This is a genomic window from Pseudomonas sp. D3-27 (assembly GCF_051132165.1).
Classification (GTDB): Bacteria; Pseudomonadota; Gammaproteobacteria; order Pseudomonadales; family Pseudomonadaceae; genus Aquipseudomonas.
In genome coordinates this window covers 1018153-1040760 of record NZ_CP071667.1, presented here as the reverse complement: position 1 = coordinate 1040760, position 22608 = coordinate 1018153, and the positions used below count along the sequence as shown (strand labels likewise).

Sequence of the window (22608 nt, the reverse complement as noted above, 5' to 3'; positions counted from 1 at the left end):
CATGACCGCTGCACGCCTGACGCTGCCCTCCCCGGCCAAGCTCAACCTGATGCTGCACATCCTCGGTCGTCGCCCGGATGGCTATCACGAGCTGCAAACGATTTTCCAGTTCCTGGATTATGGCGACGAGATCACTTTTGCCGTGCGCGATGACGGCGTGATCCGTTTGCACACCGAATTCAACGGTGTTCCCCACGACAGCAACCTGATCGTCAAGGCGGCGAAGAAGCTTCAGGAGCAATCCGGCTGTTCGCTGGGCATCGACATCTGGATCGAAAAAATCCTGCCCATGGGCGGAGGAATCGGTGGCGGCAGTTCGAATGCGGCCACGACGCTGCTAGGCCTCAATCATCTCTGGCAGTTGGGCTGGGACATGGATCGCCTCGCGGCGCTGGGCCTTTCGCTGGGTGCCGACGTACCGGTTTTCGTGCGTGGCCACGCGGCTTTCGCCGAGGGCGTCGGGGAAAAACTCACACCGGTAGAGCCCGAGGAACCTTGGTACTTGGTGCTGGTGCCGCAAGTCTCTGTAAGTACAGCAGAAATTTTTTCAGATCCACTGTTGACACGTAACTCTCCTCCCATTAAAGTGCGCCCCGTTCCCAAGGGAAACAGTCGAAATGACTGCTTACCGGTGGTAGCAAGGCGTTATCCAGATGTTCGTAACGCATTGAATTTGTTAGGTAAATTTACCGAAGCAAAACTCACCGGAACTGGAAGTTGTGTGTTTGGGGGCTTCCCAAGCAAAGCTGAAGCTGATAAAGTCTCGGCCCTTCTTACAGAGACCCTTACAGGGTTTGTAGCAAAAGGAAGCAACGTTTCGATGTTGCATCGCAAGCTGCAAAGTCTGCTCTAAAAGGAATCGAGTGCTGGGCACTCGCAGCAACAGATACAGGGGCGTCGCCAAGCGGTAAGGCAGCAGGTTTTGATCCTGCCATGCGTTGGTTCGAATCCAGCCGCCCCTGCCATTTTCCTATACTCATCCAGGTATACCCTCAGCCTTCAGGTACTGCGCGTGTCCAAGATGATGGTCTTTACGGGGAACGCTAACCCCGATCTGGCTCGGCGTGTCGTACGTCAGCTGCATATCCCTCTCGGTGACATCTCTGTCGGTAAGTTCTCCGACGGCGAAATCACTGCCGAGATCAATGAAAACGTTCGCGGTAAAGACGTCTTCATTATTCAGCCGACTTGCGCTCCGACCAACGATAACCTGATGGAACTCGTCGTGATGGCTGATGCCTTCCGCCGTTCCTCGGCTACTCGTATTACTGCTGTTATTCCTTACTTTGGTTATGCCCGCCAGGATCGCCGTCCGCGTTCCGCACGCGTGGCCATCAGCGCGAAAGTCGTTGCCGATATGCTGACCGTGGTCGGCATCGATCGTGTACTGACGGTCGATCTGCATGCTGACCAGATCCAGGGCTTCTTCGATATTCCCGTGGACAACATCTACGGCTCCCCCGTCCTGGTGGATGACATCGAGGATCAGCGCTTCGAAAACCTCATGATCGTGTCCCCGGACATTGGCGGCGTCGTGCGTGCACGGGCCGTAGCCAAATCCTTGGGCGTTGATCTGGGTATCATCGACAAACGCCGCGAGAAGGCCAATCACTCCGAAGTGATGCACATCATCGGCGATGTCGAAGGGCGCACCTGTATCCTGGTCGACGACATGGTCGATACCGCCGGCACCCTGTGCCACGCGGCCAAGGCCTTGAAGGAGCATGGCGCTGCCAAGGTCTTCGCCTACTGCACGCACCCTGTGCTGTCGGGTCGGGCGATCGAAAACATTGAAAATTCCGTGCTGGACGAGTTGGTGGTGACAAACACCATCCCGCTGTCCGCTGCAGCACAAGCCTGTGCGCGTATCCGTCAGTTGGATATCGCACCGGTGGTTGCCGAGGCGGTTCGCCGCATCAGCAATGAAGAATCGATCAGTGCGATGTTCCGCTAAGGGCCCTGCCCTTTCCCGGATATCTCGTTGACGAAAAGCGCCCCGCCCCAACACTCATGTTGGGGCGGGGCTTTTTTGCCCATACCGCTTTGGCGTCGGTCGCAGACGTCATTCGGATATGGCTATTTTGGAGAAACAACATGACCGATTTCATTCTGAACGCCCAAGCGCGTACCGACCTGGGGAAAGGTGCGAGCCGCCGCCTGCGTCGTCTCGCCAGCCAGGTTCCTGCCGTTGTATACGGTGGTGACAAGGCCCCTGAATCCATCACCATGCTGGCCAAAGAAGTGGCCAAGCTGTTCGAAGACGAGGCTGCTTTCAGCCACGTGATCGAACTGAACGTTGATGGCAAGAAGCAAAACGTCATCGTTAAAGCGATGCAGCGTCACCCGGCCAAGCAGTTCATCATGCACGCTGACTTCATCCGCGTCGTGGCTGGCCAGAAACTGACCGCTACCGTTCCAGTGCACTTCATCAACGAAGCTGCTCCGATCAAGAAAGGCGGCGAAATCTCGCACGTGACTTCCGAGCTGGAAGTTTCCTGCCTGCCGAAGGACCTGCCTGAATTCATCGAAGTCGACCTGGCTGACGCCGAGATTGGCACGATCGTTCACCTGTCCGACCTCAAGGCTCCTAAAGGCGTTGAGTTTGTTGCCCTGGCACACGGTGATGACAAGGCTGTTGCCAACGTCCACGCTCCACGTGTTGCTCCAGAAGCGACTGAAGAAGGCGCAGCAGAGTAATTACACTCTGTCGCCGGAGTGACCGGAAACATCGCGGACTGGAACGTAGCGAGACAACGGGCAAGAACGCGAAGTTTACTTAACGGTAGATCCGCAATTTTCGTTCGTTGTCGCCACACCGTCTGACCGCGACATGTTAACCACCACTCCAGGAAGGGCCCCTATCGTGACTGCCATCAAACTGATCGTTGGCCTGGGAAATCCAGGCGCCGAATACGAACAGACCCGGCATAACGCAGGGGCCCTTTTTGTTGAGCGCATCGCGCACGCCCAAGGCGTCAGCCTGGCCGCCGATCGCAAATATTTTGGCCTGACCGGGCGTTTTTCACACCAGGGTCAGGATGTTCGCCTGTTGATTCCCACCACCTATATGAACCGCAGCGGCCAGGCCGTGGCGGCGTTGGCCGGTTTCTTTCGCATCAAGCCTGAAGAAATCCTGGTGGCCCACGACGAACTCGACCTGCCTCCGGGCGTTGCCAAGCTCAAGCAGGGCGGCGGCCATGGCGGTCACAACGGGTTGCGCGACATCATTGCGCAACTGGGCAATCAAAATACCTTTCACCGCCTGCGGCTCGGCATCGGCCACCCGGGCGTTGCCAGTATGGTTTCAAATTTTGTCCTGGGTCGCGCGCCTCGCGCCGAACAGGAAAAACTCGATGCCAGCATCGACTTTGCCCTCGGCGTGCTGCCGGATATCCTCGCCGGTGAATGGAACCGCGCGATGAAAAACCTGCACAGCCAGAAGGCCTGACACTTATCCGAGGGGAAACACCATGGGATTCAATTGCGGCATCGTCGGCCTGCCTAACGTCGGCAAGTCCACCCTGTTCAACGCCCTGACCAAATCCGGTATCGCGGCCGAGAACTTCCCCTTCTGCACCATCGAGCCGAACAGCGGCATCGTGCCGATGCCCGATCCGCGCCTGGACGCACTGGCGGCCATCGTCAATCCCAAGCGCATCCTGCCGACCACCATGGAGTTCGTCGACATCGCAGGCCTGGTGGCCGGTGCTTCGAAGGGTGAAGGCCTGGGCAACAAGTTCCTGGCCAACATCCGCGAAACCGATGCCATCGCCCACGTGGTGCGCTGCTTCGAAGACGAGAACGTGATCCACGTTTCCAACAGCGTCGACCCGAAACGCGACATCGAGATCATCGACCTGGAACTGATCTTCGCCGACCTCGACAGTTGCGAGAAACAACTTCAGAAGGTTGCCCGCAACGCCAAGGGTGGCGACAAGGATGCAGTCGTCCAGAAAGGCCTGTTGGAGCGATTGATCGCTCACTTCACCGAGGGCAAGCCCGCGCGTAGCCTGATGAAGGACATGAGCACCGACGAGAAGCTGGTGATCAAGGGCTTCCACCTGCTGACCACCAAGCCGGTCATGTATATCGCCAACGTCGCCGAAGACGGTTTCGAGAACAACCCGCATCTGGACGTGGTCCGTGCCATCGCCGAGGAAGAAGGTGCCATGGTCGTTCCGGTCTGCAACAAGATCGAAGCGGAAATCGCCGAACTGGACGATGGCGAAGAGAAGGACATGTTCCTCGAGGCCCTGGGCCTGGAAGAGCCTGGCCTGAACCGGGTGATCCGCGCTGGCTACGAAATGCTCAACCTGCAGACCTACTTCACCGCCGGTGTCGAAGAAGTGCGCGCCTGGACCGTTCGCGTGGGCGCCACCGCCCCGCAAGCCGCTGGCGTCATCCATACCGACTTCGAAAAGGGCTTCATCCGCGCCGAAGTCATCGCCTACGCCGACTTCATCCAGTACAAGGGCGAAGCTGGCGCGAAGGAAGCCGGTAAGTGGCGTCTGGAAGGCAAGGAATACATCGTCAAGGACGGCGACGTGATGCACTTCCGCTTCAACGTCTGAAATGAAAAAAAACACCGCGTGGCAGTGACTGTCACGCGGTGTTTTTTTATGGGCGTCAACTTAACAAATGCCATTGATCGACGTCTGGCGCCACCCCGATCAGGCCTAGTTGGGCGTCGGGAGCCGCTGTGGGAGCAAAGACCATGTTGTCTTCGCCGAGGCTTTCCCGCCAGTCCCCGGCCAGCGCAATCTGGAACGAATGGCCTTTCGCGTCCGCTTGCGCATCCTTCAGGTAAGTGCGGTCCAATGCCTCGTTGTAGACCAACTTCAGCGTAGTGCCCGTACCCTCTCCGAAGCCGGTGTAGCCCAGTGCCGACACATCGATCTTGTCGTCAACCGTAAAGCCTTCGATAAGGTCGGCAAAGCTCTGGTTGTCGGTACGGTAGCTGTCCTCGATGGAGAGATAGCGGAACACGTCGGCGTTTTCCCGATTGTCCGTCCACAACGAAATGTCGGCTCTGTCCCCACCGTTGAGACGATCGGCGCCCGCGCCGCCGATGATGACATCCGCTCCGGCGCCGCCGTTGATACGGTCATTGCCGTTCAGGCCATGGATGATTTCCGACAAGGCAGAACCGGTAATCGTATCGTTGGTAGATTCCCCTTCAAGAGTGGGCGCTGTGAACACAAGATTCGTGTTGTTCAATTGCCCGACCAGATTGCCATCCAAGGTCAGTTCAAAACGTTGCCCGGTAGCATCGGCGTCGAAGCTCTTGAGGTAGGTGCGGGTGCCGTCCGCGCTGGCCTGGATGGCCAAGGTACCGTCATGGCCATCGCCAATACCGGTGAAGCCCAGGCCGATCAGGTCAATGCGGTCCTCGGAGACATCGAAGTCCTGGATTCGGTCGCTGCTGTTCAGCGTGGCGGTGCGGAAGCTGTCGCCCAGTTCGGTAAAACGGAAGATGTCCGAGCCTGAGCCACCTTGCAACACATCACGCCCGCCGTCGCCGTGGAGCACATCATCGCCCGCCAGGCCGTGGATGATTTCGGCGGCATCGGTGCCCCGCAAGATTTCCTCGCCGGCGTACCCCTCCATATGGAGCTTGCCGTCCTGGCTGCCAAAGCTTGAGTCCAGGCTACCGTCGGCGTTCAAGCGGATGACATTGAAATCTCCGTTGTTCGTGCCGGCAGCCACGATCCTGCCATCGGCTTGCACCGTCAAAGCCGCCGGCGTGTCGGCCTCGAAGGTCACCGAGCCATTGCTGCCGAAACTACTGTCGAATGACCCGTCAGCGTTGAGCCGCGCCACGGTAGCCAGGCGATCGCCCTCGCCATGCCCCATCACGATGATCTTTCCGTCAGCCTGCACGGTGACCACCGAGTCTTCCCCAAACCCCATGGCAGCGCTCAAATGCAGGACGCCGTCGTCACCGAAACGGGTATCCAACTGACCGTCGGCGTTGAAACGCTGCAAGGCGAACGTCGGATCGCCCGTGCCGGCGGCATTGTAGGCAGCCCCGACCACGACACTCCCATCTGCCAACACCGCACTGGAGATCCCTCCGTTGAAAAACGGGTCTTCGTAAATGTCGACGGTGAGCACGCCGTTGTGACCAAAGCCGTCGAACAAGCTGCCGTCATTGCCAGCCTTGGTCACGGTAGCCTGGTCAAACCCGCGGGCACTGACCTGAAAGGTGCCGTCCATATTGGCCGTCAGGTCGATATCCTTGAAATCATGGCTGATGTCGACCGTCACGACACCGTTCTGACCAAAGCCGACATCACGCGTCCCGTCACTGTTGTAGCGCTCCACCTGTATGCCGGTGTTCAGCGCCACAGCGACGAGCACCTTGCCATCGGCCTGCACCGCCGTCAGCTCATAGCGGGACGCTGGGGCTGTCGTGGTCGGTATCGTATCGACGCCACCTTCATGAAAGCGGGTGTCCAGGCTGCCATCCGCATTCAGGCGGATAACGGAATGGTTCTGCTCGTAGCCGTAGCTTTCCTCACCTGGCGCCCCGGGGTAGCCCCATGCCAGGTACTCGGTATAGCCGCCAATCAATATCTTGCCGTCCGGCTGGATAATGATGCTCTGGGCATCATCTAGCTGGCCGGTGAGGTCGACCTGGACAGTGCCGGGGCCGGTTCTTACGGTATGGGAATTCAGGTTCGGGTTATCGACGGTTGCCATGGTTTAGTCCCTTAAAAGAAATGCCAGTTTCGTCACCTGGTAGAGCGACAACGCTTTGCACGCTGCCTCGGTCATAACCATGACCGGTGGCTTCTTGTTGGAGCCAATTGACTGGAACAGGCTCTTTGCGTCGGAAACACCAAAGAGCGGCAAGTTCATTCATGGCTCAGGGACAACGATAAACGGTACATCGACCCCATCCGGGGTCGAGAGCAAAAATGCCTGATGGATTGACCGAGGCTCTGTACGAAAGGTATCCGCACTGGCCCATACTGCGTTGAAACGGGGCTCGGAATGTTCGATTCAGGCCCTTTTGGTCCTTGGCAGGAAAATCGCCAACACGCCGAACAACGGCAGGAACGAGCACAGCCAATACACGTATTCGATACCCCGGATGTCCGCCAGATGCCCCAGCAGCGCGGCGCCGATCCCACCGAAGCCGAACATCAACCCGAAGAACACGCCGGCGATCATCCCAACGTTGCCCGGCACCAGCTCCTGGGCATACACCACGATGGCGGAGAAAGCCGAAGCCAAGATGAAGCCGATCACTACGCTGAGGATGCTGGTCCACAGCAGGTCCACGTGAGGCAAGATCAGCGTAAATGGCGCCACACCCAGAATCGAGAACCAGATCACCGCCTTGCGTCCGATCTTGTCGCCGATCGGGCCGCCAAAGAAGGTCCCCGCCGCCACTGCGCCAAGGAACAGGAACAGGTGCAGTTGGGAAGATGCCACCGACAGGTCGAACTTTTCGATCAGGTAGAAGGTGAAATAGCTGGTGAAACTGGCCATGTAGAAATACTTCGAGAACACCAACAGGCCAAGCACCACCAACGCACTCAGGACCCGCCCCTTGGATAAGCCATGCGTCGCCGCCTGGCCTTGCTTGAGCTTGAACAGGTTCAGGTGATTGGCGTACCAACGGCTGATGCGGTACAGCACGAACAAGGCAAACAGCGCGAACAAGCCGAACCAGGCCACATTGCCTTGACCGTAGGGAATGATGATCGCTGCGGCCAGCAGCGGGCCGAATGCGGAGCCGGCGTTTCCGCCCACCTGGAAAGTCGATTGCGCCAGGCCGTAACGACCGCCGGAAGCCAGTCGCGCCACTCGCGATGCCTCGGGGTGAAAAGTCGACGAGCCGATACCGATCAAGGCCGCCGCCAGCAGGATCATGGCAAAGCTGCCGACCATGGACATCATCACGATGCCGATCAGCGTGCACACCGTTCCGGCCGGCAACAGCCAGGGCTTCGGGTGCCGATCGGTGTGATAGCCGACCCAAGGCTGCAACAAAGATGCGGTCAACTGGAACGTAAGGGTGATCAGGCCGACCTGGGTAAACGTCAGGCCATAGCTGTCCTTGAGCATCGGATAGATGGACGGCAGCACAGCCTGGATCAGATCGTTGATCAGATGAGCCAACGCCACCGCACCAATGATGCGCATGACCAAAGGACTGCTTTGGGGCGTGGCGCCAATGGGCGTCGCGTCAGCCGGGGTATTGCTGATAGCCATGGGAAGTTTCCAGACGGCAGGTGGGAACACATGGGCAAGGTTCGCCAATGTGCCATTTTTCAGTGCGACAAGGCTATCCCATTAGCTTGCTATCGACCGATAAAAAATAGTCGGCAAACAAGGTGATAGCGCAACGCCATGGTCTGAATCTTGCCTTGTAAAAGTCTTACGACGCGGCCCCTTACAAAGGGGACCGAGAATGGGAAGTTTCGCTACAGAGCAGGCCTACAGAGCCGGCCTGGACAAGCTTTCGAGGCCTTTTGAAAGAGCACCCGTTTCGGCACTTGTGTAAAAACGCACAAAAAAAGTGCAAGGGTGTTCAGGGGAGTATGGGCATGCAGGCTTTTCTATCACCGGGCATCCGGTTGCTGGGGCATTTTGGTTTCGCCCGTAAATTCCAGTTGTTGTTCCTTTTGTTCATCCTGCCGCTCATGGGCAGCCTGTGGCTCATCGGCCAGGACTACCGGGACAAACTCAACCTGATTTCCGGAGAGCGCGCCGGCGTACGCCAGTTGCTCGCCCTGGATAACCTGGACAACCTGCTCGCCGCACAGCGCAATCGCGCGGCGCGCTGGCGGGCCACGGAGACCAATCGACAACCCACCCCTGCGACGATCGCCGCCATGGCCGCGTTCGATGCGGTGCAACCAGAGCTCAACCAGGTCGCCAACGATCTTGGCGCGACCTTGCAGGCCGAGGGCGTCGAAGCCGACACCCTCGCCCGCTACCAGGCCTTGCAGACCAGCCTCAACGGCCTGGATTCCAAGAGCCTGGGCGCCGTGGGTTGGTGGCCGGATGGCTATGATCGTTTCACCGCTGCCCTCAGCGCATTGCAAGCGTTGCGCGAACAGATGGTCATGGACAATCGCCTGACGCTCGCCTCCTGGCTGGAAACCTACCTGCTCACCCAGATTTCGACCCAGCAGACACCCGAGCTGATCGAACGTGTCGGCCGCCTGGCCAGCGTTGGCCAGGCCTCGGTGGTGTCAGGCCAATTCACTTTGCAGAGCCGCCTGCAACTGCGTGACTTGCGCAGCCGCATCGGCGACGCCCGGGATCAGTTGGTCAAGACCGGTGCGTTGCTGGAGACACGCTTGCCCAGCGAATTGCAATCCTGGGCCGGACAGTTCCAGGGCAGCCTCAAGCACTTGGACGCCGGCTTGAAAGTCTTGGATGACGGCGTGTTCGGTGGCTCCATCAATCTCAAGCCGGAAGCGTTCGAGAAACACATGGACGCCCTTCTTCGGGACCTGGCGACCCTGCGACAACAATCGCTGTTCGCACTGGACACGCGGCTGGACCATTACCACGGCTCTGCGATCCGCCAGTTCACCTTGGTCGCCACGGTGCTTGGCTGCCTATTGCTGGCGGCGCTGTACCTGTTCGTCTGCTTGCAAGCCTCTATCCGCCGCAGCGCCAGTGGCATAACCCTACTGGCCGAAGCCCTGCGTGACGGCAACCTGAGCCTCCAGGTACCCGTGCAAGGACGCGACGAGCTGGCAGCTATCAGCACCGCGCTCAATGTCGCCGTGGTGCAGTTGCGCACCAGCCTGCTGGGCGTGGATCACGAAACGCTGCAACTGAGCGACGCCGTGCGCACCCTCAATACACACTCCAGCGGCGCCTTGGGCGAAGTCGAGGCTCAGCAGATGCAAATCAGCCAGATCGCCGCCGCCGCGACGCAGCTGGCCGCGACCTCCCAAGGCGTTGCGAAAAGTTGCGAACAGGCGTCAGACAGCGCGCAACAGACCCGCCGCATCGCCGCCGACAGCAGCCGCGACAGCCAGCGCACCACGGCGAGCATTCAGCAGCTCAACCAGCGGCTCAACGAAACCGCCGCCGCCTTGGGCCGGGTCAGCGAGCAGGGCCAACAGATCCAGCTGGTGGTCGATACCATTCGCGGCGTGGCCGAGCAGACCAATCTCCTGGCGCTCAACGCCGCCATCGAAGCCGCCCGCGCCGGTGAACAAGGCCGGGGCTTTGCCGTGGTGGCCGATGAAGTGCGCAGCCTGTCGCAACGTACCCAGTCCTCCACCCAACAGATCGCCGGCACCGTCGACAGCCTGCGCGCCACGGTCAACGAAGCCGTCAGCCTGATGGAAGCGGCGTGCGGCCAAGCCCAGACCGACGCGCAAGCCGTGACCGGCCTTGGCGAGCGTCTGGGGGAAATTGCCAGCGCCGTACAGAGCGTCACCGATACCCTGGCGCAAATCGCCACCGCGGTGGATGAGCAGGCCAGCACAGCCGACGAGGTCAGCGGCAATATCCAGCAGGTCGATCAAGCGGCCATGCGCCTGCTGGAAGGCGCCCGCGCGGTGAACGTGGCGGCGGACACCTTGAGCCAAGGCAGCCAGGCCTTGAGCGCGAACACAGGGAGATTTCAGCTCAGTTGACGCACATTGGCGACGAGGATGGTTAAGCGGTTGAAAGTGCAGAGAAATATTTTGGATTTACGCTTGACACATCTTCGTTACCAGCGAATAATGCGCGCCACTTGGCTACATAGCTCAGTTGGTTAGAGCATAGCATTCATAATGCTGGGGTCCGGGGTTCAAGTCCCTGTGTAGCCACCAAGTCCTGTTCAAAGATGTTCCTGAATGTCTTTGAACAACAAGAAGCCCGCCTAGTGCGGGCTTTCTTGTTTCTGGATATATCTCCCTGAATGCCCCCGCAAGATTCAGCTATTCCCACGGGGCGTAGTGATTTATGTGGCTTCCTGGAAATCCATCTCCGGTGGCTGGCGACGAAAACCTCCCGTCAGCACCGCCAGATACACCAAGCCAATCGCCAGCCAGCTCAGGCCAAGGTAGATCGCCAAGTGATCGAGGCTGACCATCAGCCATACATCAGCCGCCAGACCAACGAACGGGAACAGCAGGAACAACACGAATTCACGCAGCCCTTTCTTCTGCGCGCCGATCCAGTAGTGAAAAATCACCGACAGGTTCACCAGGCTGAATGCCAGGAACGCGCCGAAGTTGATGAACGAGGTTGAGGTGGTGACGTCCAGTTTCAGTGCCAGCAACGCGACCACAGCGCACAAGAGAATGCTGTTGACCGGCGTACCGAAGCGTTCATGCAAGGCGCCAAAGAACGATTTCGGCAGTACGCCATCTCGGCCCATGGCGAACAACAGCCGGGAGCCGCTGGCCTGGGCCGACAGCCCCGACGCGAATTGGCCAACGATCAGGCCGATCAGGAAGATCGATACGAACAGGTCGCCACCAATATTGCGGGCAATTTCATAGGCCGCCGCGTCGACACTGTCGAACTGGGACGACGGATGGGCGATCTGCACGAAGTACGACACGCTGACGAAGATCAATCCGCCGACCAGGGTAATCAGCATGATCGCTCGTGGAATGGTACGGCGCGGATCGCGGGTTTCTTCGGTCAGGGTACTGACCGCGTCGAACCCCAGGAATGAATAACAGGCGATGGCTGCGCCGCTCATGATCAATGGCATCTGCATGTCACCGTTAAAAAAGGGCTCGACCGACCATAACGGTGTGCTCGCATCCCCGCCGACATAATGAACGCACAACGCAACGAAGGCGATCAGCACCAGGAATTGCACCAGCATCAATAGCGCGTTGATGCCGTTGGCCAGTTTCAGACCGACGATGTTGATCGCACTTGTGATGCCAATGAAGACCAGCACCCAGAGCCACTGCGGCACGGTCGGGAATGCGGAATGAAGGTAGGCCGCGCCGATCAGCCAGATGGCCATGGGCAAGAAAAGGTAATCGAGCAATACCGCCCAACCGGCGATGAAACCGAGTTTCGGGCTGATCGCCTTGCGGACATAGCTGTAGGCCGAACCGGCGACAGGGAACGCCGCGGCCATTCGGCCGTAGCTCATCGCGGTGAAGAACATCGCCACCAGTGCTGCCAGGTAAGCGGCGGGGACCATGCCGGAGGTGGATTGAGCGAGAATACCGAAAGTGCCAAGGACAATGATCGGTGTCATATAGGCGATGCCGAACAGCACCACCGACCCCAATGACAGGGTGCGTTGCAAATGAGCCATGAGTGACTACTCCGAATTATTAGATTTATGGCAGAGCCGAGTTCGGCGCAATTTCGGGTGTTAGGTTCTTGTTCTGTTTTTTTCAACGCAAACGTGTTGCTTGTCAGGGCCTCTTCGCGGGCAAGCCCTGACGACACAGATTCAGGATCAACGCGAAGGAATCAACAGCTCTCGCAATCCATAGGGATGCTCGACAATCTCTCCCGGCATCTTCAGCCGCTGATCATCGAGGTAGCGATAATCACGCCGCGCCGCCGTCAGTTGGTTCAGGTCCAATTCCACCGCAAACTGCCCTTCTTCGCGCCCGGCCTCGAACAACAGCGTGCCCAGCGGGTCCACCAACGCACTGCCGCCTGCGAACACCAACCCGCCATCCCCTTCTTCCACCCGATTGACCATCAGCGCATACGCTTGGTTTTCCTGGGCTCGAGCCATGATCGCGGTGCGGTGAGTCGGCCCGTAGGGGTCCATGTTGCCGTTGGTGACGATCAGCAGTTCGGCCCCCAGTTGCGCCAGGGCTCGGGCGGTTTCCGGGAACTCGATGTCGTAGCAGATCAGCAGACCGACGCGCACACCGTTCCACTCACACGTGGCGTAACGGTCGCCGGCCTCGAACACACCGCGGTCCGACGCCCAGAGGTGGGTCTTGCGATACTTCAGCGCGATGCCCTGCGGGGTGATCAGCAGCGTGGTGTTGTAGAAGCGGCCACGGTCGTTTTCGGCCACGCCTATGACCACGGCAATGTTGTGCTCCCGGGCCGCAGCAAGCACCGCGCTGACAGTCGGGCCATCCAATGGCTCAGCGGTTTCTGCCACTGTCTCAAGCGATGGGAAGCCCATCAGGTGCGTTTCGGGAAATACGATCAACTGCGTATCGGCCGCACAGGCGGCAATCGCCTGAAGGGCGCGTTCGAGGTTATAGGCCGTGTCGTTATCACGGCCCGCCAACTGGGCGAGTTCGACTTTCATGGGTATTCCTTGTTCTAACCAGGCGGGCTGAAAGATTGCCCGGTCGGTGTCTGTGCGCCAGTATGCGCAGCAGGCCCACGGCGGGAAATCACGCCGCTGGGGTAACCCGATAGGGGTAGAGGCATGACACTTTCGTTAGACGACATTGCGTGGCACCGCTCGGTTGGGCAACTGATCGACGCCTTGGACAAGCCTAATTTCTGGACGCAGCTGGTCCGTTTGCTCGATCAATACGTACCTTTCGACAGCTGGGTGGCACTGCTTTTCAGCGCCGACCAGCGCCCGCAGGTATTCGCAGAGTGCCCGGGTGCGGACGGCAGTCCGGATCAATTGTTCCAGGATTATCTGCGCGGCCTGTATCTGCTCGATCCGTTCTACATCGCCTGTCGCGAGCAGTCGCGCACCGGGCTGTATCGCCTGTCGGAAGTCGCACCGGAACATTTCGAGTTGACCGAGTACTACCAGCGTTACTTCCGCCTGAATGTGGTGTCCGATGAGGTCCAATTCAATTGCCAGCTCGAAGGCGACCGCACGCTTTGCCTGTCGCTGGGCAGCAAGCAGCGGTTCAGTGGCGAGCAGACTGCCTTGCTGTCACTCATCCAGCCCTGGGTGCTCGGCCTGTTGCGCCAGCGCCTGCCTTACGAAATCAACGAAGTGGTGGCCCTTGCACCAGCACCGCCGCAAGCCGATTGGCGCGTGCAGCTGGAAGCGTCAGTCCAGCAGCTCAAAGGCGCGCAATTGACCGCACGGGAGCTGGATGTCGGGCGCTTGATGCTCAGCGGTTGCTCCAGCAAGGAAATCGCCCGCAAGCTGGAAATTTCCGCCGAAACCGTAAAAGTCCATAAAAAACATATGTACAGCAAACTGGGGATCAAGTCCCAGTCCGAGCTGTTTTCTATTTTTCTCCAGGCGCAGAACGCCTGACGTCTTGTGGGGGCGAAGCCGAATCGCCGCCCCCCGTCGATTTGCGCCCCACGCCTCGTATCGCTACAGTCGATCTCAATATCCTTGGCCCATGGACGGAGCGACACGTGCTTTCAGATCTCAAATCGAATCTTCATCGCCTGTCAGCCGTTTCGCTGCTGGCTGTCGCCTTGGCACTCGTCGCCTGCAAGGCTCCGCCCTCCTCCACGTCCGCTTCTGCCTTGCCCACGGCTCCGGAAATCGCTTCCGGCTACCGCACCGACCTACAGACACATCATGCCGACAAACACATGGCCGCCGCGGCAAACCCGCTTGCCGCGCAAGCCGGCCGGGAAATGCTCCGGCGCGGCGGGTCGGCCATCGACGCGGCAATTGCCATGCAGGCAGTGCTGACGTTGGTGGAGCCGCAGTCTTCCGGCATCGGCGGAGGTGCGTTCATTGTGCTGTGGGACGGCAAGGCGGTGCGTACCTACGACGGCCGCGAAACGGCGCCGGCCGGTGCTACCGAAAAACTCTTCATCCAGGCCGACGGCAAACCGATGCCGTTTACCGCCGCGCAGATCGGCGGCCGCTCCGTGGGTACACCGGGCGTGTTGCGTGCCCTGGAGCTGGCCCATCGCAAACATGGCCGCCTGAAGTGGGCGACACTGTTCGAGCCGGCGATTGTATTGGCGGAACAGGGGTTCAGGATTTCGCCTCGACTTCACTCGATGATTGCCGCCGATGCCTCTTTACCCGGCTCCCCCGACATGGCCGCCTATTTCCTGAATGCCGACGGCAGCCCCAAGGCAATGGGCACCCTGCTTAAAAATCCGGCACTGGCGGGCGTCCTCAAGCGTATTGCCAACGAAGGCCCCAATGCTTTGTACGAAGGGCCCGTTGCTGAAGAAATTGTCGCCAAGGTCCAAAGCCACGCCAATCCGGGCAGTCTGTCGTTGAGCGACCTCAAAGGTTACGCCGCCCGCGAGCGCGCGCCGTTGTGCACCGACTACAAACGCTGGCAAGTCTGTGGCATGGCGCCGCCCTCCTCCGGCGGGATTGCCGTGGCGCAGATCCTCGGAACATTGGAGAACCTGGAACAGCGCGACGGCCTAACCGCCCTCGCGGCATTGAAACCGATCAAATCCACGAACCCCGCTGGTATCGAGCCTTTGCCCGAAGCCGTGCACATGATTTCCGAGGCTGAGCGCCTGGCCTACGCTGACCGCGCCCTCTACGTTGCCGATCAGGATTTTGTCCCCGTGCCGGTCAAAGGCTTGGTCGACCCCACGTATCTGGCGAGCCGCGCAAGCCTCATCGGCCCTCGCAGCATGGGCGTTGCCAAGCCGGGAACACCACCGGGCATCCAGATGGCCTTCGCGCCGGATCGCTCGCCCCTGCGAATCTCCACCTCGCAAGTAGTGGCCGTGGATGACCAGGGCGGCGCCGTGTCGATGACGACCACGGTGGAGTCAGCGTTTGGTTCGCACTTGATGGTGCAGGGATTCATGCTCAACAACCAGATGACTGACTTTTCCTTCATACCTGAAGAGAACGGGCGCAAAGTCGCCAACCGCGTCGAGCCCGGCAAACGCCCGCGATCGTCCATGGCTCCGACCCTGATCTTTGATCGACAGAGCGGCGAATGGCTGGCCGCGGTTGGTTCCCCAGGTGGATCGCAGATCATTGAATACGTCGCCAAGTCCGTCATCGGCCTGCTGGATTGGGACCTGGACCCGCAAGCCGCCATCAATCTTCCCAACTTCGGCAGCCGCAATGGCCCCACCGAACTGGAACAGGGGCAATTCAGCCCGGCGTTGGTCCAGGCGTTGAAAGACAAAGGCCACACAGTGGGCGAAATCGACATGACCAGCGGCACCCAGGCGATCATCCGGGTGCGTGATGGCCAAGGGAAATCCTCGCTGGCTGGCGGGGCGGATCCAAGGCGCGAAGGTCAAGCGCTGGGCGACTGATCGGATTCGCTTCGCGGCTGGTAAACCAGCAGGTCGGCCGGCTGACAGTGCAGATAGTCACAGATGGCTTCCAGGGTCGCCAAACGTATGCCCTTGACCTTTCCCTGCTTCAACAGGGAAAGGTTGGCCTCGGTGATGCCAATGGCGGCGGCAAGATCCTTGGACTTGACCTTGCGCATCGCCAGCATCACATCAAGTTGAATCACGATAGGCATGGGTATCTCAAACGAAAGTTCGGTTTTCTGAATCGACTTCAGCGGCCTGGGACAATATCCGGGCAATGATCGCAATGCACGCCGCCAGAAACAAAGCGACGAAGGACGGCGCGGTGATGCTCAAGCTCAGCAATCGCTGGCCAACGGGCGCATTGATCGTGAGCAGCAGGCTCAACAAAGGTTCGCACAGGAAATCCAGCAGCACCCACAATGCCACCGCGCGGCCGGCCTTGCCCAGTGCAATGGCGGCTTCGCCGGAGAAATACTGCCCCTGCGCATAGCGCTTGAAGAGCTGTCGCAGATTGACCAGCCCGACTGTCAGCGCCAGCAGAGGGATACTCGATAAGAAGATCGCGCCGAGGCTCTGCCAACCAGTCAACAAGGTCGCCTCCCCTGACAGGCTGGACAACTGACGCTGAGTCAACGCAAAGCCCAGGCCGTACTGCGACTCGATATCAGGAAACACCCAGACCAGGGCATTGATGACCATCATGGCCGCAATGAATATCAGCGTGATGGCAGCCATGCGTTGACTATAAACAGCTAGGCGATTCGAACCCATGTGAGGCTCCAACAGAACGAAAGGAGCCCAGAACATAGCCCTAAAATTATCGGAATACGATAATTAATTTGTAAAAAACAACAATAAACCGCCCTTATGTTGATAACTGATTGGCAAACTGGCTCACCGCGTCCACGACTTTCTTCGCGCCGTCCTGAATTTCGACGATTACCGTTCCCGCCTCGGCCGCCAAGGCCAGGCCCTGTTCAGCCTGGTGTTGGCCGTCGGTCATCAGCGCCACGGCATTGCGAGCCATGTCCTGGTTCTGGCGAACGACGCCGACGATCTCATCGGTTGCCTGGCTGGTACGCGACGCCAGTTGCCGGACCTCATCGGCCACCACCGCAAATCCGCGCCCTTGTTCACCGGCCCGGGCAGCCTCGATTGCGGCGTTGAGCGCCAGCAGGTTGGTCTGTTCGGCGATGCCGCTGATGGTCTTGACGATGGTTCCGATGACCAGCGACTGTTCGTTCAGTGCCTCGATACCCTGGCCAGCGGTCTGCATATGCCGGGCCAGGTCGCGCATCACGTCCACGGCCTGGGTCACGACGGTGGTGCCGCGCTGGGCGCTGTTATCGGTTTGCAGGGAAGTGCTGTAGGCGATGTTGGCGGCCGCGGCAACGGCTTTTTCCTGCTTGACCTGGTCGGTGATGTTGGTGGCGAACTTGACGATCTTGTACAGGCGATCGTTGGCATCGACCACCGGATTATAGGAAGCTTCCAGCCACACCTCGCGACCGCTGCTGTCGATACGCTTGAAGCGCCCGGCAACGAACTCGCCGCTGTTCAAACGCTTCCAGAAATGCTGGTAGGTCGCGCTGTTGTATTGCTCAGGCTCGCAAAACGTACGGTGATGCTTGCCCTTGATCTGCGCGAGGCTGTAACCCATCGCATTGAGGAAACGGTCATTGGCCGTCAATACATGGCCACCCAGGTCGAACTCGATTACCGCCGTCGAATGCACCAGGGCACTTATCAGGTTCTCATGCTCGCGGGAGTTTTCGATGGTGCGAGTGAGGTCGTTGGAGTACATCGAAAAAGAACGAATTCGCCCCTCGGCATTGCGTATGGGCTGGAGGATCGAGCGCAGCCAGGCCTCTTTGCCGTCGCCCCGCATCAGGCGCACGGCGCCGGAAAAATGCTCGCCACGGGTCAGCGCGGTCTTGAAGCGCGCCTGGAATTCATTGGACTTCAGGTAAGCCGGTACCAGTTCCTCGACAGAACGGCCAATCAGGTCTTGGCTCTTGTAACGCATGTCATCGAGAAAGTTCTGGTTGACCGACTGTATCCTCCCCTCAGCATCGAGGGTCAAACCGAGCATTTCGCGATCAAGGCTCTCTTTTATCTGCATGAGACTGGAGAATTCTTGGCGAAGAGCGAGCAGCTCCTGCTTCAAGCGATTGTTGAACATGGCAAGCTCCGGCAGGCAGGAGAATTACTGCTGTTCCTTGCCATCGGCCCAAGGATTTTTTTCTGAAGAGCGCCGGTGTTCGGTCTGAAAAAAATCACGTCGTACTCCGAACGCCGGTCCGTCTCCCACGGTCATTGGAATGTTCCAATATTGGCGCCCGACCGCCGATGCTTCGTCGCTCCAGATACCGATAATCATAAAAACCCGAGGTGATTGCCGTGACCACTGACATTGAAGACAGCCGTTCCGCCCGCTTCGCGCTGCGCTGTTCCAGTTTTGCCGAGCGCTGGTTCCCCGACTCCTGGGTCTTTGCCGCGCTGGCGGTGCTGGTGGTCGCGCTGGCGACGCAGCTCATTGGCGCCACGCCCACTGCCGCAGCCATGGCTTTCGGCGATGGGTTCTGGAGCCTGATTCCCTTCACCATGCAAATGGCGTTCGTGGTGATTGGCGGTTATGTAGTGGCCAGCTCGCCTCCAGCCGTCAAGCTGATCGACCGCCTGGCGCGCATTCCCAGCAATGGCCGCTCCGCGGTGGCGTGGGTGGCCGTGATTTCCATGGTCGCATCGCTGCTCAACTGGGGGCTGTCGCTGGTGTTCGGCGGCCTGCTGGTGCGTGCCCTCGCCCGGCGCGCGGACTTGAAGATGGATTATCGCGCCGCTGGCGCTGCCGCTTACCTGGGCCTGGGCGCGGTGTGGGCGCTGGGGTTGTCTTCTTCGGCCGCGCAATTGCAAGCCAACCCGGCCAGCCTGCCGCCATCGATCCTGTCGATTACCGGCGTCATCCCTTTTACCCAGACGATTTTCCTCTGGCAGTCCGGTGTGATGCTGCTGGCGCTGATCGTGATCTCGGTGATCATCGCGTATGCCACCGCGCCGGGCCCCAACAGCGCGCGTGACGCCGCCGCCTGCGGGATCGACCCCAGTTTCAGCATGCCGGCGCTGCAACCGCGCACCCGCCCCGGGGAATGGCTGGAGCACAGCCCGCTGTTGACCATTGCATTGGTGCTGCTCGCCGCTGGTTGGCTGTTCCATGAGTTTTCGACCAAGCCGGCCATCAGCGCCATTTCCGGGCTCAACACCTATAACTTTCTGTTCATTATGTTGGGCGCCTTGCTCCACTGGCGGCCACGCAGTTTTCTCGATGCCGTGGCCCGCGCCGTGCCAACCACCACCGGCGTGCTGATCCAGTTCCCGTTGTACGGATCGATTGCCGCACTGTTGACCACCGTCAAGGGCAGCGATGCGCAGACGCTGGCACACCATATCTCGACCTTTTTCGTACAAATCGCCTCCCATGACACCTACGCCCTGTTGATGGGCGTCTACTCGGCGGTGCTGGGCTTTTTCATTCCTTCCGGCGGCGGTAAGTGGATCATCGAAGCGCCCTATGTCATGCAGGTGGCCAACGACCTGAACTACCACTTGGGCTGGGCCGTGCAGATCTATAACGCCGCCGAAGCACTGCCGAACCTGATCAACCCGTTCTACATGCTGCCGTTGCTGGGCGTTCTGGGGTTGAAAGCGCGGGACTTGATCGGATTCTCTTTCGTGCAGTTGCTGGTTCACACGCCGCTGGTATTGGTGCTGCTGTGGGCCCTGGGGACCACGCTGACCTACCTGCCGCCAGTAATGCCATAAAGCCATAAAAAAGGGCCGATTTTTCCATCGGCCCACTTCTTCTTCGGCTCCGTCTGTTTCAGTATGGATACACCCTGTTTCCAAGGGCCCACGCTGAAAAGGATCTGAGCATGTTCAAACTCGCCGTACTTCCTCTCGCCGCCTTGGCCTTGAGCGCCACCGCCCAAGCCGCCGACATCGGTGTCAACCTTGGCAGCACCGAACGCGTCACCCGCCTCTTCGCTTACCCCAACAACTGCAATGTCATCTGTTTTCGCAACTGGACACTCGAGCAGACCGTCGAGCATTATTTGACGCAAAGCGTCCAGCGCGACGGCTACGACGCGGCCAAAGTCGAGGTCAAAAGCGACAACGGCACCGTCTACGCCAACATCAGTGGCGTGCCGAAGAGTTATGGCCAACCGTTGGCCGCCTTGCTCAACGCCGGCGACCTCGCCTATAACGGCGCCACGAAACTCAACAACGATAAAAAATGGGCCTACAACTGGTACCTGTTCCTGCCCCTGGGCATGGCGCTGGAGAACCGCAAGAGCGTCGAGCTGCTGCACTTCCCGCCGGATTATTCGCTGACCCAGGCCCAGGATTATCTGGAGTCGGCCACCACCGACCGCTGGGCCACGCTGCTGACCGCCAACGGCATCGCCGCCGGGGACACGCCTGCTTACCAGACCATCATCGACATCGCGCCCATTGCGGCGCCGTCCAATGCGGGCAGTACACTCGCCGGCCTGTACAGCTATTTCAACGATTACCAGACCACCATGGTCAAGGAAGTCACTCGGAACGCCAGCGGGGCGTCGCTGCCGATGGTGGCTTTCGGAGCGCCCGTCCGGGACTGGATCAAGACCCAATACGGCCAGACCGTGGCGGTACTCGGCCTGGCGACCATCGAGCCTGCGCCGGGGGCCAAGGTTCCGGTGCTGGGCTCCAACCACCCCAGCTACATCTGGTACGCAGCCGATCCGGACAGTTATGACGGCGACCAGGCCAAGGCCGATGCCGCGGGCTTGAAAATCATGGGCCAGGACCTGAGCGCTGCATGCTGGCAGGCCGGAATGGGCAGCAAGCCAGGTACCGACCCGAGCGCATTGCTGAGCCAATGCACCCAGACGTGGCAGGTCACGCAAAAAGAGCAGACTTGCGAGCTGTTCTATACCTCGGTTCGCAAGCTGAGCGAGGTGGACGCAGACAAGAAGTGCGAAACACCACCGGTCAAATCGCAACTGCAGCAGTTGAAAGTGCCCATGCCATTACCCGCCGAAGCCGTATAAACCCTGACGAGCCTTTCCTGTGTAAGCCTGCGCTCACACGGGAAAGCGCTTATGGCACCTGTCAGAGTCGACAGTAGATACGCATCACGGCTTGGAGGAAGCTATTGGAGTTTTTAACCGCCGCCGGCTGGAGGCCAGCGCTGAAAAGTCGAGTGTCCAGCACCGACAAGGACGGTCATGATCGAATTCATCGACAATTGCGTCGATTCAAAGACCCGGGACTGCATCTATCCGGGAAAACAATTCAGCCCTCGCCAGGGCTATCCCTCGGTGCGCGATTTTGAAGTGCGCCAGACCAACGCCGGTCGCGGCAATGGGATCATCGCCCGCAAGCCATCCGCCCCCATGACGCGGATGTGCAGGGTATCGGGGCTGCTGATCAGCCGCCGACGCCTGCACACATTGCAGCTTCTGCCGGATGTCCACATGTACGACCCACACTTCGCCGGATTGCTGCTGCACTCCTGCAATCCCAATGTCTTCCTGGACATGAGCGAATTGTGGCTGTGGTCCCTGACGGATATCCGTGAAGGCGACCGCCTGGCGATGGACTACGCCAGTACTGAACGCAAGCTGTATCGGCAATTCGCCTGCCGGTGCGGTTCATCCAACTGCCACGGCTGGATTACTGGCTATGACGAATCGCCGAATGAGCGAGGGATGGAATTTTTGCGGCACTGGCGGCGCCGTTGTCATCGCGACTAGAGGTTGCCCTCAGGGCGCGTCGACCGGACGTAGCCGATACTGCGGCGGCAGTTGCTCGAAGCCGCTGATCGTGGTGTCCAGGCTTTTCCAGCGGCCGTCCTTGATGCCGTAGATGCAGCCATGAATCGACAACTTCTGCCCACGGTGCCAGGCGTTCTGCACGATGCTGGTGTGGCCCACGTTCGCCACTTGCTGGATCACGTTGAGCTCGCACAAACGGTCCACGCGTTCTTCTTCGGTGGGGAGCTTGGCCAAGGCATCGCGATGCTCGTAATACAGATCGCGAATCGAGCGCAGCCAGCCGTCGATCAGGCCCAGTTGGCGGTCTTGCATCGAAGCACGCACGCCGCCGCAGCCGTAGTGACCCGTCACCAGGATGTGCTTGACCTTAAGCACGTCGACTGCGTATTGGATGACCGAAAGGCAATTCAGGTCAGTGTGCAGTACGACGTTGGCGACATTGCGGTGCACGAACAGATCACCCGGCAACATGCCAACGATTTCGTTGGCCGGTACCCGCGCATCGGAGCAGCCGATCCACAGGTATTCAGGGGTCTGCTGACGAGCCAGCTTGGCGAAGAAGTCAGGATCCTCCTGCTTGATCGCATCGGCCCAGCGCGCGTTGTTATCAATCAGATCTTGTAATTCATTCATGCTGTCCAGCCTCGATAGAGAGTGCCCAACTGTGACAGACGACCGCCGGTCGAGG

Annotated in this window: 19 protein-coding genes, 2 tRNA genes and 2 pseudogenes; 13 read left to right on the top strand and 10 right to left on the bottom strand. The window is 59.5% G+C overall.

Annotated elements, in window-relative coordinates; all coding sequences use genetic code 11:
• The first annotated feature begins 1 nt into the window (after window position 1).
• The 6 genes from ispE to ychF all read left to right on the top strand — a co-directional run bounded on the left by ispE (window position 2) and on the right by ychF (window position 4571).
• Complete coding sequence (gene ispE / locus J3P92_RS04850; protein ID WP_434650016.1) at window positions 2-853, top strand: 4-(cytidine 5'-diphospho)-2-C-methyl-D-erythritol kinase; 852 nt, start codon at window positions 2-4, stop codon at window positions 851-853.
• 37 nt (window positions 854-890) lie between these two features.
• Window positions 891-965, top strand: a tRNA-Gln gene (locus J3P92_RS04845).
• Window positions 966-1012: 47 nt separating this feature from the next.
• Window positions 1013-1954 (top strand): ribose-phosphate pyrophosphokinase, encoded by a 942-nt coding sequence (locus tag J3P92_RS04840; protein ID WP_003171603.1) that lies wholly within the window; start codon window positions 1013-1015, stop codon window positions 1952-1954.
• A 140-nt stretch (window positions 1955-2094) separates the two neighbouring features.
• Window positions 2095-2697: a 50S ribosomal protein L25/general stress protein Ctc gene (locus tag J3P92_RS04835; protein WP_420764064.1), complete on the top strand. Its 603-nt coding sequence runs from the start codon at window positions 2095-2097 to the stop codon at window positions 2695-2697.
• A gap of 166 nt (window positions 2698-2863) precedes the next feature.
• Window positions 2864-3448 carry an aminoacyl-tRNA hydrolase gene (gene pth, locus J3P92_RS04830; protein ID WP_003185374.1) on the top strand — a complete coding sequence of 195 codons (585 nt, stop codon included), beginning with the start codon at window positions 2864-2866 and terminating at the stop codon, window positions 3446-3448.
• A 22-nt stretch (window positions 3449-3470) separates the two neighbouring features.
• Window positions 3471-4571 (top strand): redox-regulated ATPase YchF, encoded by a 1101-nt coding sequence (gene ychF / locus J3P92_RS04825; protein ID WP_420764062.1) that lies wholly within the window; start codon window positions 3471-3473, stop codon window positions 4569-4571.
• Window positions 4572-4626: 55 nt separating this feature from the next.
• Here ychF and J3P92_RS04820 read toward each other — a convergent pair whose 3' ends face one another.
• The 3 genes from J3P92_RS04820 to J3P92_RS04810 all read right to left on the bottom strand — a co-directional run bounded on the left by J3P92_RS04820 (window position 4627) and on the right by J3P92_RS04810 (window position 8223).
• Complete coding sequence (locus J3P92_RS04820) at window positions 4627-6702, bottom strand: calcium-binding protein (protein ID WP_434650015.1); 2076 nt, start codon at window positions 6700-6702, stop codon at window positions 4627-4629.
• Between the two features lie 3 nt (window positions 6703-6705).
• The gene (locus J3P92_RS04815; protein ID WP_420764060.1) at window positions 6706-6861 is read right to left on the bottom strand and encodes a hypothetical protein; all 156 of its coding nucleotides are present in this window, start codon (window positions 6859-6861) and stop codon (window positions 6706-6708) included.
• 144 nt (window positions 6862-7005) lie between these two features.
• A complete protein-coding gene (locus J3P92_RS04810; protein ID WP_434562324.1) occupies window positions 7006-8223 on the bottom strand; it encodes an MFS transporter in 1218 nt (405 codons plus the stop codon).
• A gap of 335 nt (window positions 8224-8558) precedes the next feature.
• Here J3P92_RS04810 and J3P92_RS04805 point away from each other — a divergent pair, with 335 nt between their 5' ends.
• Both J3P92_RS04805 and J3P92_RS04800 read left to right on the top strand, forming a co-directional pair.
• Window positions 8559-10616 carry a methyl-accepting chemotaxis protein gene (locus J3P92_RS04805; protein WP_434650014.1) on the top strand — a complete coding sequence of 686 codons (2058 nt, stop codon included), beginning with the start codon at window positions 8559-8561 and terminating at the stop codon, window positions 10614-10616.
• A 103-nt stretch (window positions 10617-10719) separates the two neighbouring features.
• Window positions 10720-10796 (top strand) — tRNA-Met (locus tag J3P92_RS04800).
• A gap of 131 nt (window positions 10797-10927) precedes the next feature.
• Here the strand turns inward: J3P92_RS04800 and J3P92_RS04795 are convergent.
• Both J3P92_RS04795 and J3P92_RS04790 read right to left on the bottom strand, forming a co-directional pair.
• Window positions 10928-12253, bottom strand: a complete 1326-nt coding sequence (locus tag J3P92_RS04795) for an APC family permease (protein WP_434562320.1) — start codon at window positions 12251-12253, stop codon at window positions 10928-10930.
• 147 nt (window positions 12254-12400) lie between these two features.
• Entirely contained in the window at window positions 12401-13222 is an 822-nt protein-coding gene (locus tag J3P92_RS04790; RefSeq protein ID WP_434562318.1) for a carbon-nitrogen hydrolase family protein, read from the bottom strand.
• 123 nt (window positions 13223-13345) lie between these two features.
• On the opposite strand from J3P92_RS04790, the gene J3P92_RS04785 reads away from it, so the two are divergent.
• The gene (locus J3P92_RS04785) at window positions 13346-14146 is read left to right on the top strand and encodes a helix-turn-helix transcriptional regulator (protein WP_420764055.1); all 801 of its coding nucleotides are present in this window, start codon (window positions 13346-13348) and stop codon (window positions 14144-14146) included.
• A 107-nt stretch (window positions 14147-14253) separates the two neighbouring features.
• Window positions 14254-16098, top strand: a complete 1845-nt coding sequence (ggt, locus tag J3P92_RS04780; RefSeq protein WP_434650013.1) for a gamma-glutamyltransferase — start codon at window positions 14254-14256, stop codon at window positions 16096-16098.
• On the opposite strand, the gene J3P92_RS04775 is transcribed toward ggt, so the two are convergent.
• The 4 genes and pseudogenes from J3P92_RS04775 to J3P92_RS04760 all read right to left on the bottom strand — a co-directional run.
• The gene (locus J3P92_RS04775; protein WP_434562314.1) at window positions 16080-16313 is read right to left on the bottom strand and encodes a helix-turn-helix domain-containing protein; all 234 of its coding nucleotides are present in this window, start codon (window positions 16311-16313) and stop codon (window positions 16080-16082) included. The genes ggt and J3P92_RS04775 overlap by 19 nt on opposite strands.
• Before the next feature lie 7 nt (window positions 16314-16320).
• Complete coding sequence (locus J3P92_RS04770) at window positions 16321-16839, bottom strand: DUF2975 domain-containing protein (protein ID WP_420764052.1); 519 nt, start codon at window positions 16837-16839, stop codon at window positions 16321-16323.
• Window positions 16840-16969: 130 nt separating this feature from the next.
• Window positions 16970-17401, bottom strand: a pseudogene (locus J3P92_RS04765) (methyl-accepting chemotaxis protein); the annotation flags it as partial.
• A 156-nt stretch (window positions 17402-17557) separates the two neighbouring features.
• Window positions 17558-18130 (bottom strand): annotated as a pseudogene (locus J3P92_RS04760) (PAS domain-containing protein); the annotation flags it as partial.
• A 374-nt stretch (window positions 18131-18504) separates the two neighbouring features.
• On the opposite strand from J3P92_RS04760, the gene J3P92_RS04755 reads away from it, so the two are divergent.
• The 3 genes from J3P92_RS04755 (at window position 18505) to J3P92_RS04745 (ending at window position 21899) form a co-directional block, all read left to right on the top strand.
• Entirely contained in the window at window positions 18505-19923 is a 1419-nt protein-coding gene (locus J3P92_RS04755; protein WP_420764051.1) for a short-chain fatty acid transporter, read from the top strand.
• A gap of 110 nt (window positions 19924-20033) precedes the next feature.
• Window positions 20034-21194 carry a hypothetical protein gene (locus J3P92_RS04750; protein WP_434650012.1) on the top strand — a complete coding sequence of 387 codons (1161 nt, stop codon included), beginning with the start codon at window positions 20034-20036 and terminating at the stop codon, window positions 21192-21194.
• Window positions 21195-21371: 177 nt separating this feature from the next.
• Window positions 21372-21899 carry a lysine methyltransferase gene (locus J3P92_RS04745; RefSeq protein ID WP_434650011.1) on the top strand — a complete coding sequence of 176 codons (528 nt, stop codon included), beginning with the start codon at window positions 21372-21374 and terminating at the stop codon, window positions 21897-21899.
• A 9-nt stretch (window positions 21900-21908) separates the two neighbouring features.
• Here J3P92_RS04745 and can read toward each other — a convergent pair whose 3' ends face one another.
• Window positions 21909-22553, bottom strand: a complete 645-nt coding sequence (can, locus tag J3P92_RS04740) for a carbonate dehydratase (RefSeq protein ID WP_039594546.1) — start codon at window positions 22551-22553, stop codon at window positions 21909-21911.
• Between the last annotated feature and the right edge of the window lie 55 nt (window positions 22554-22608).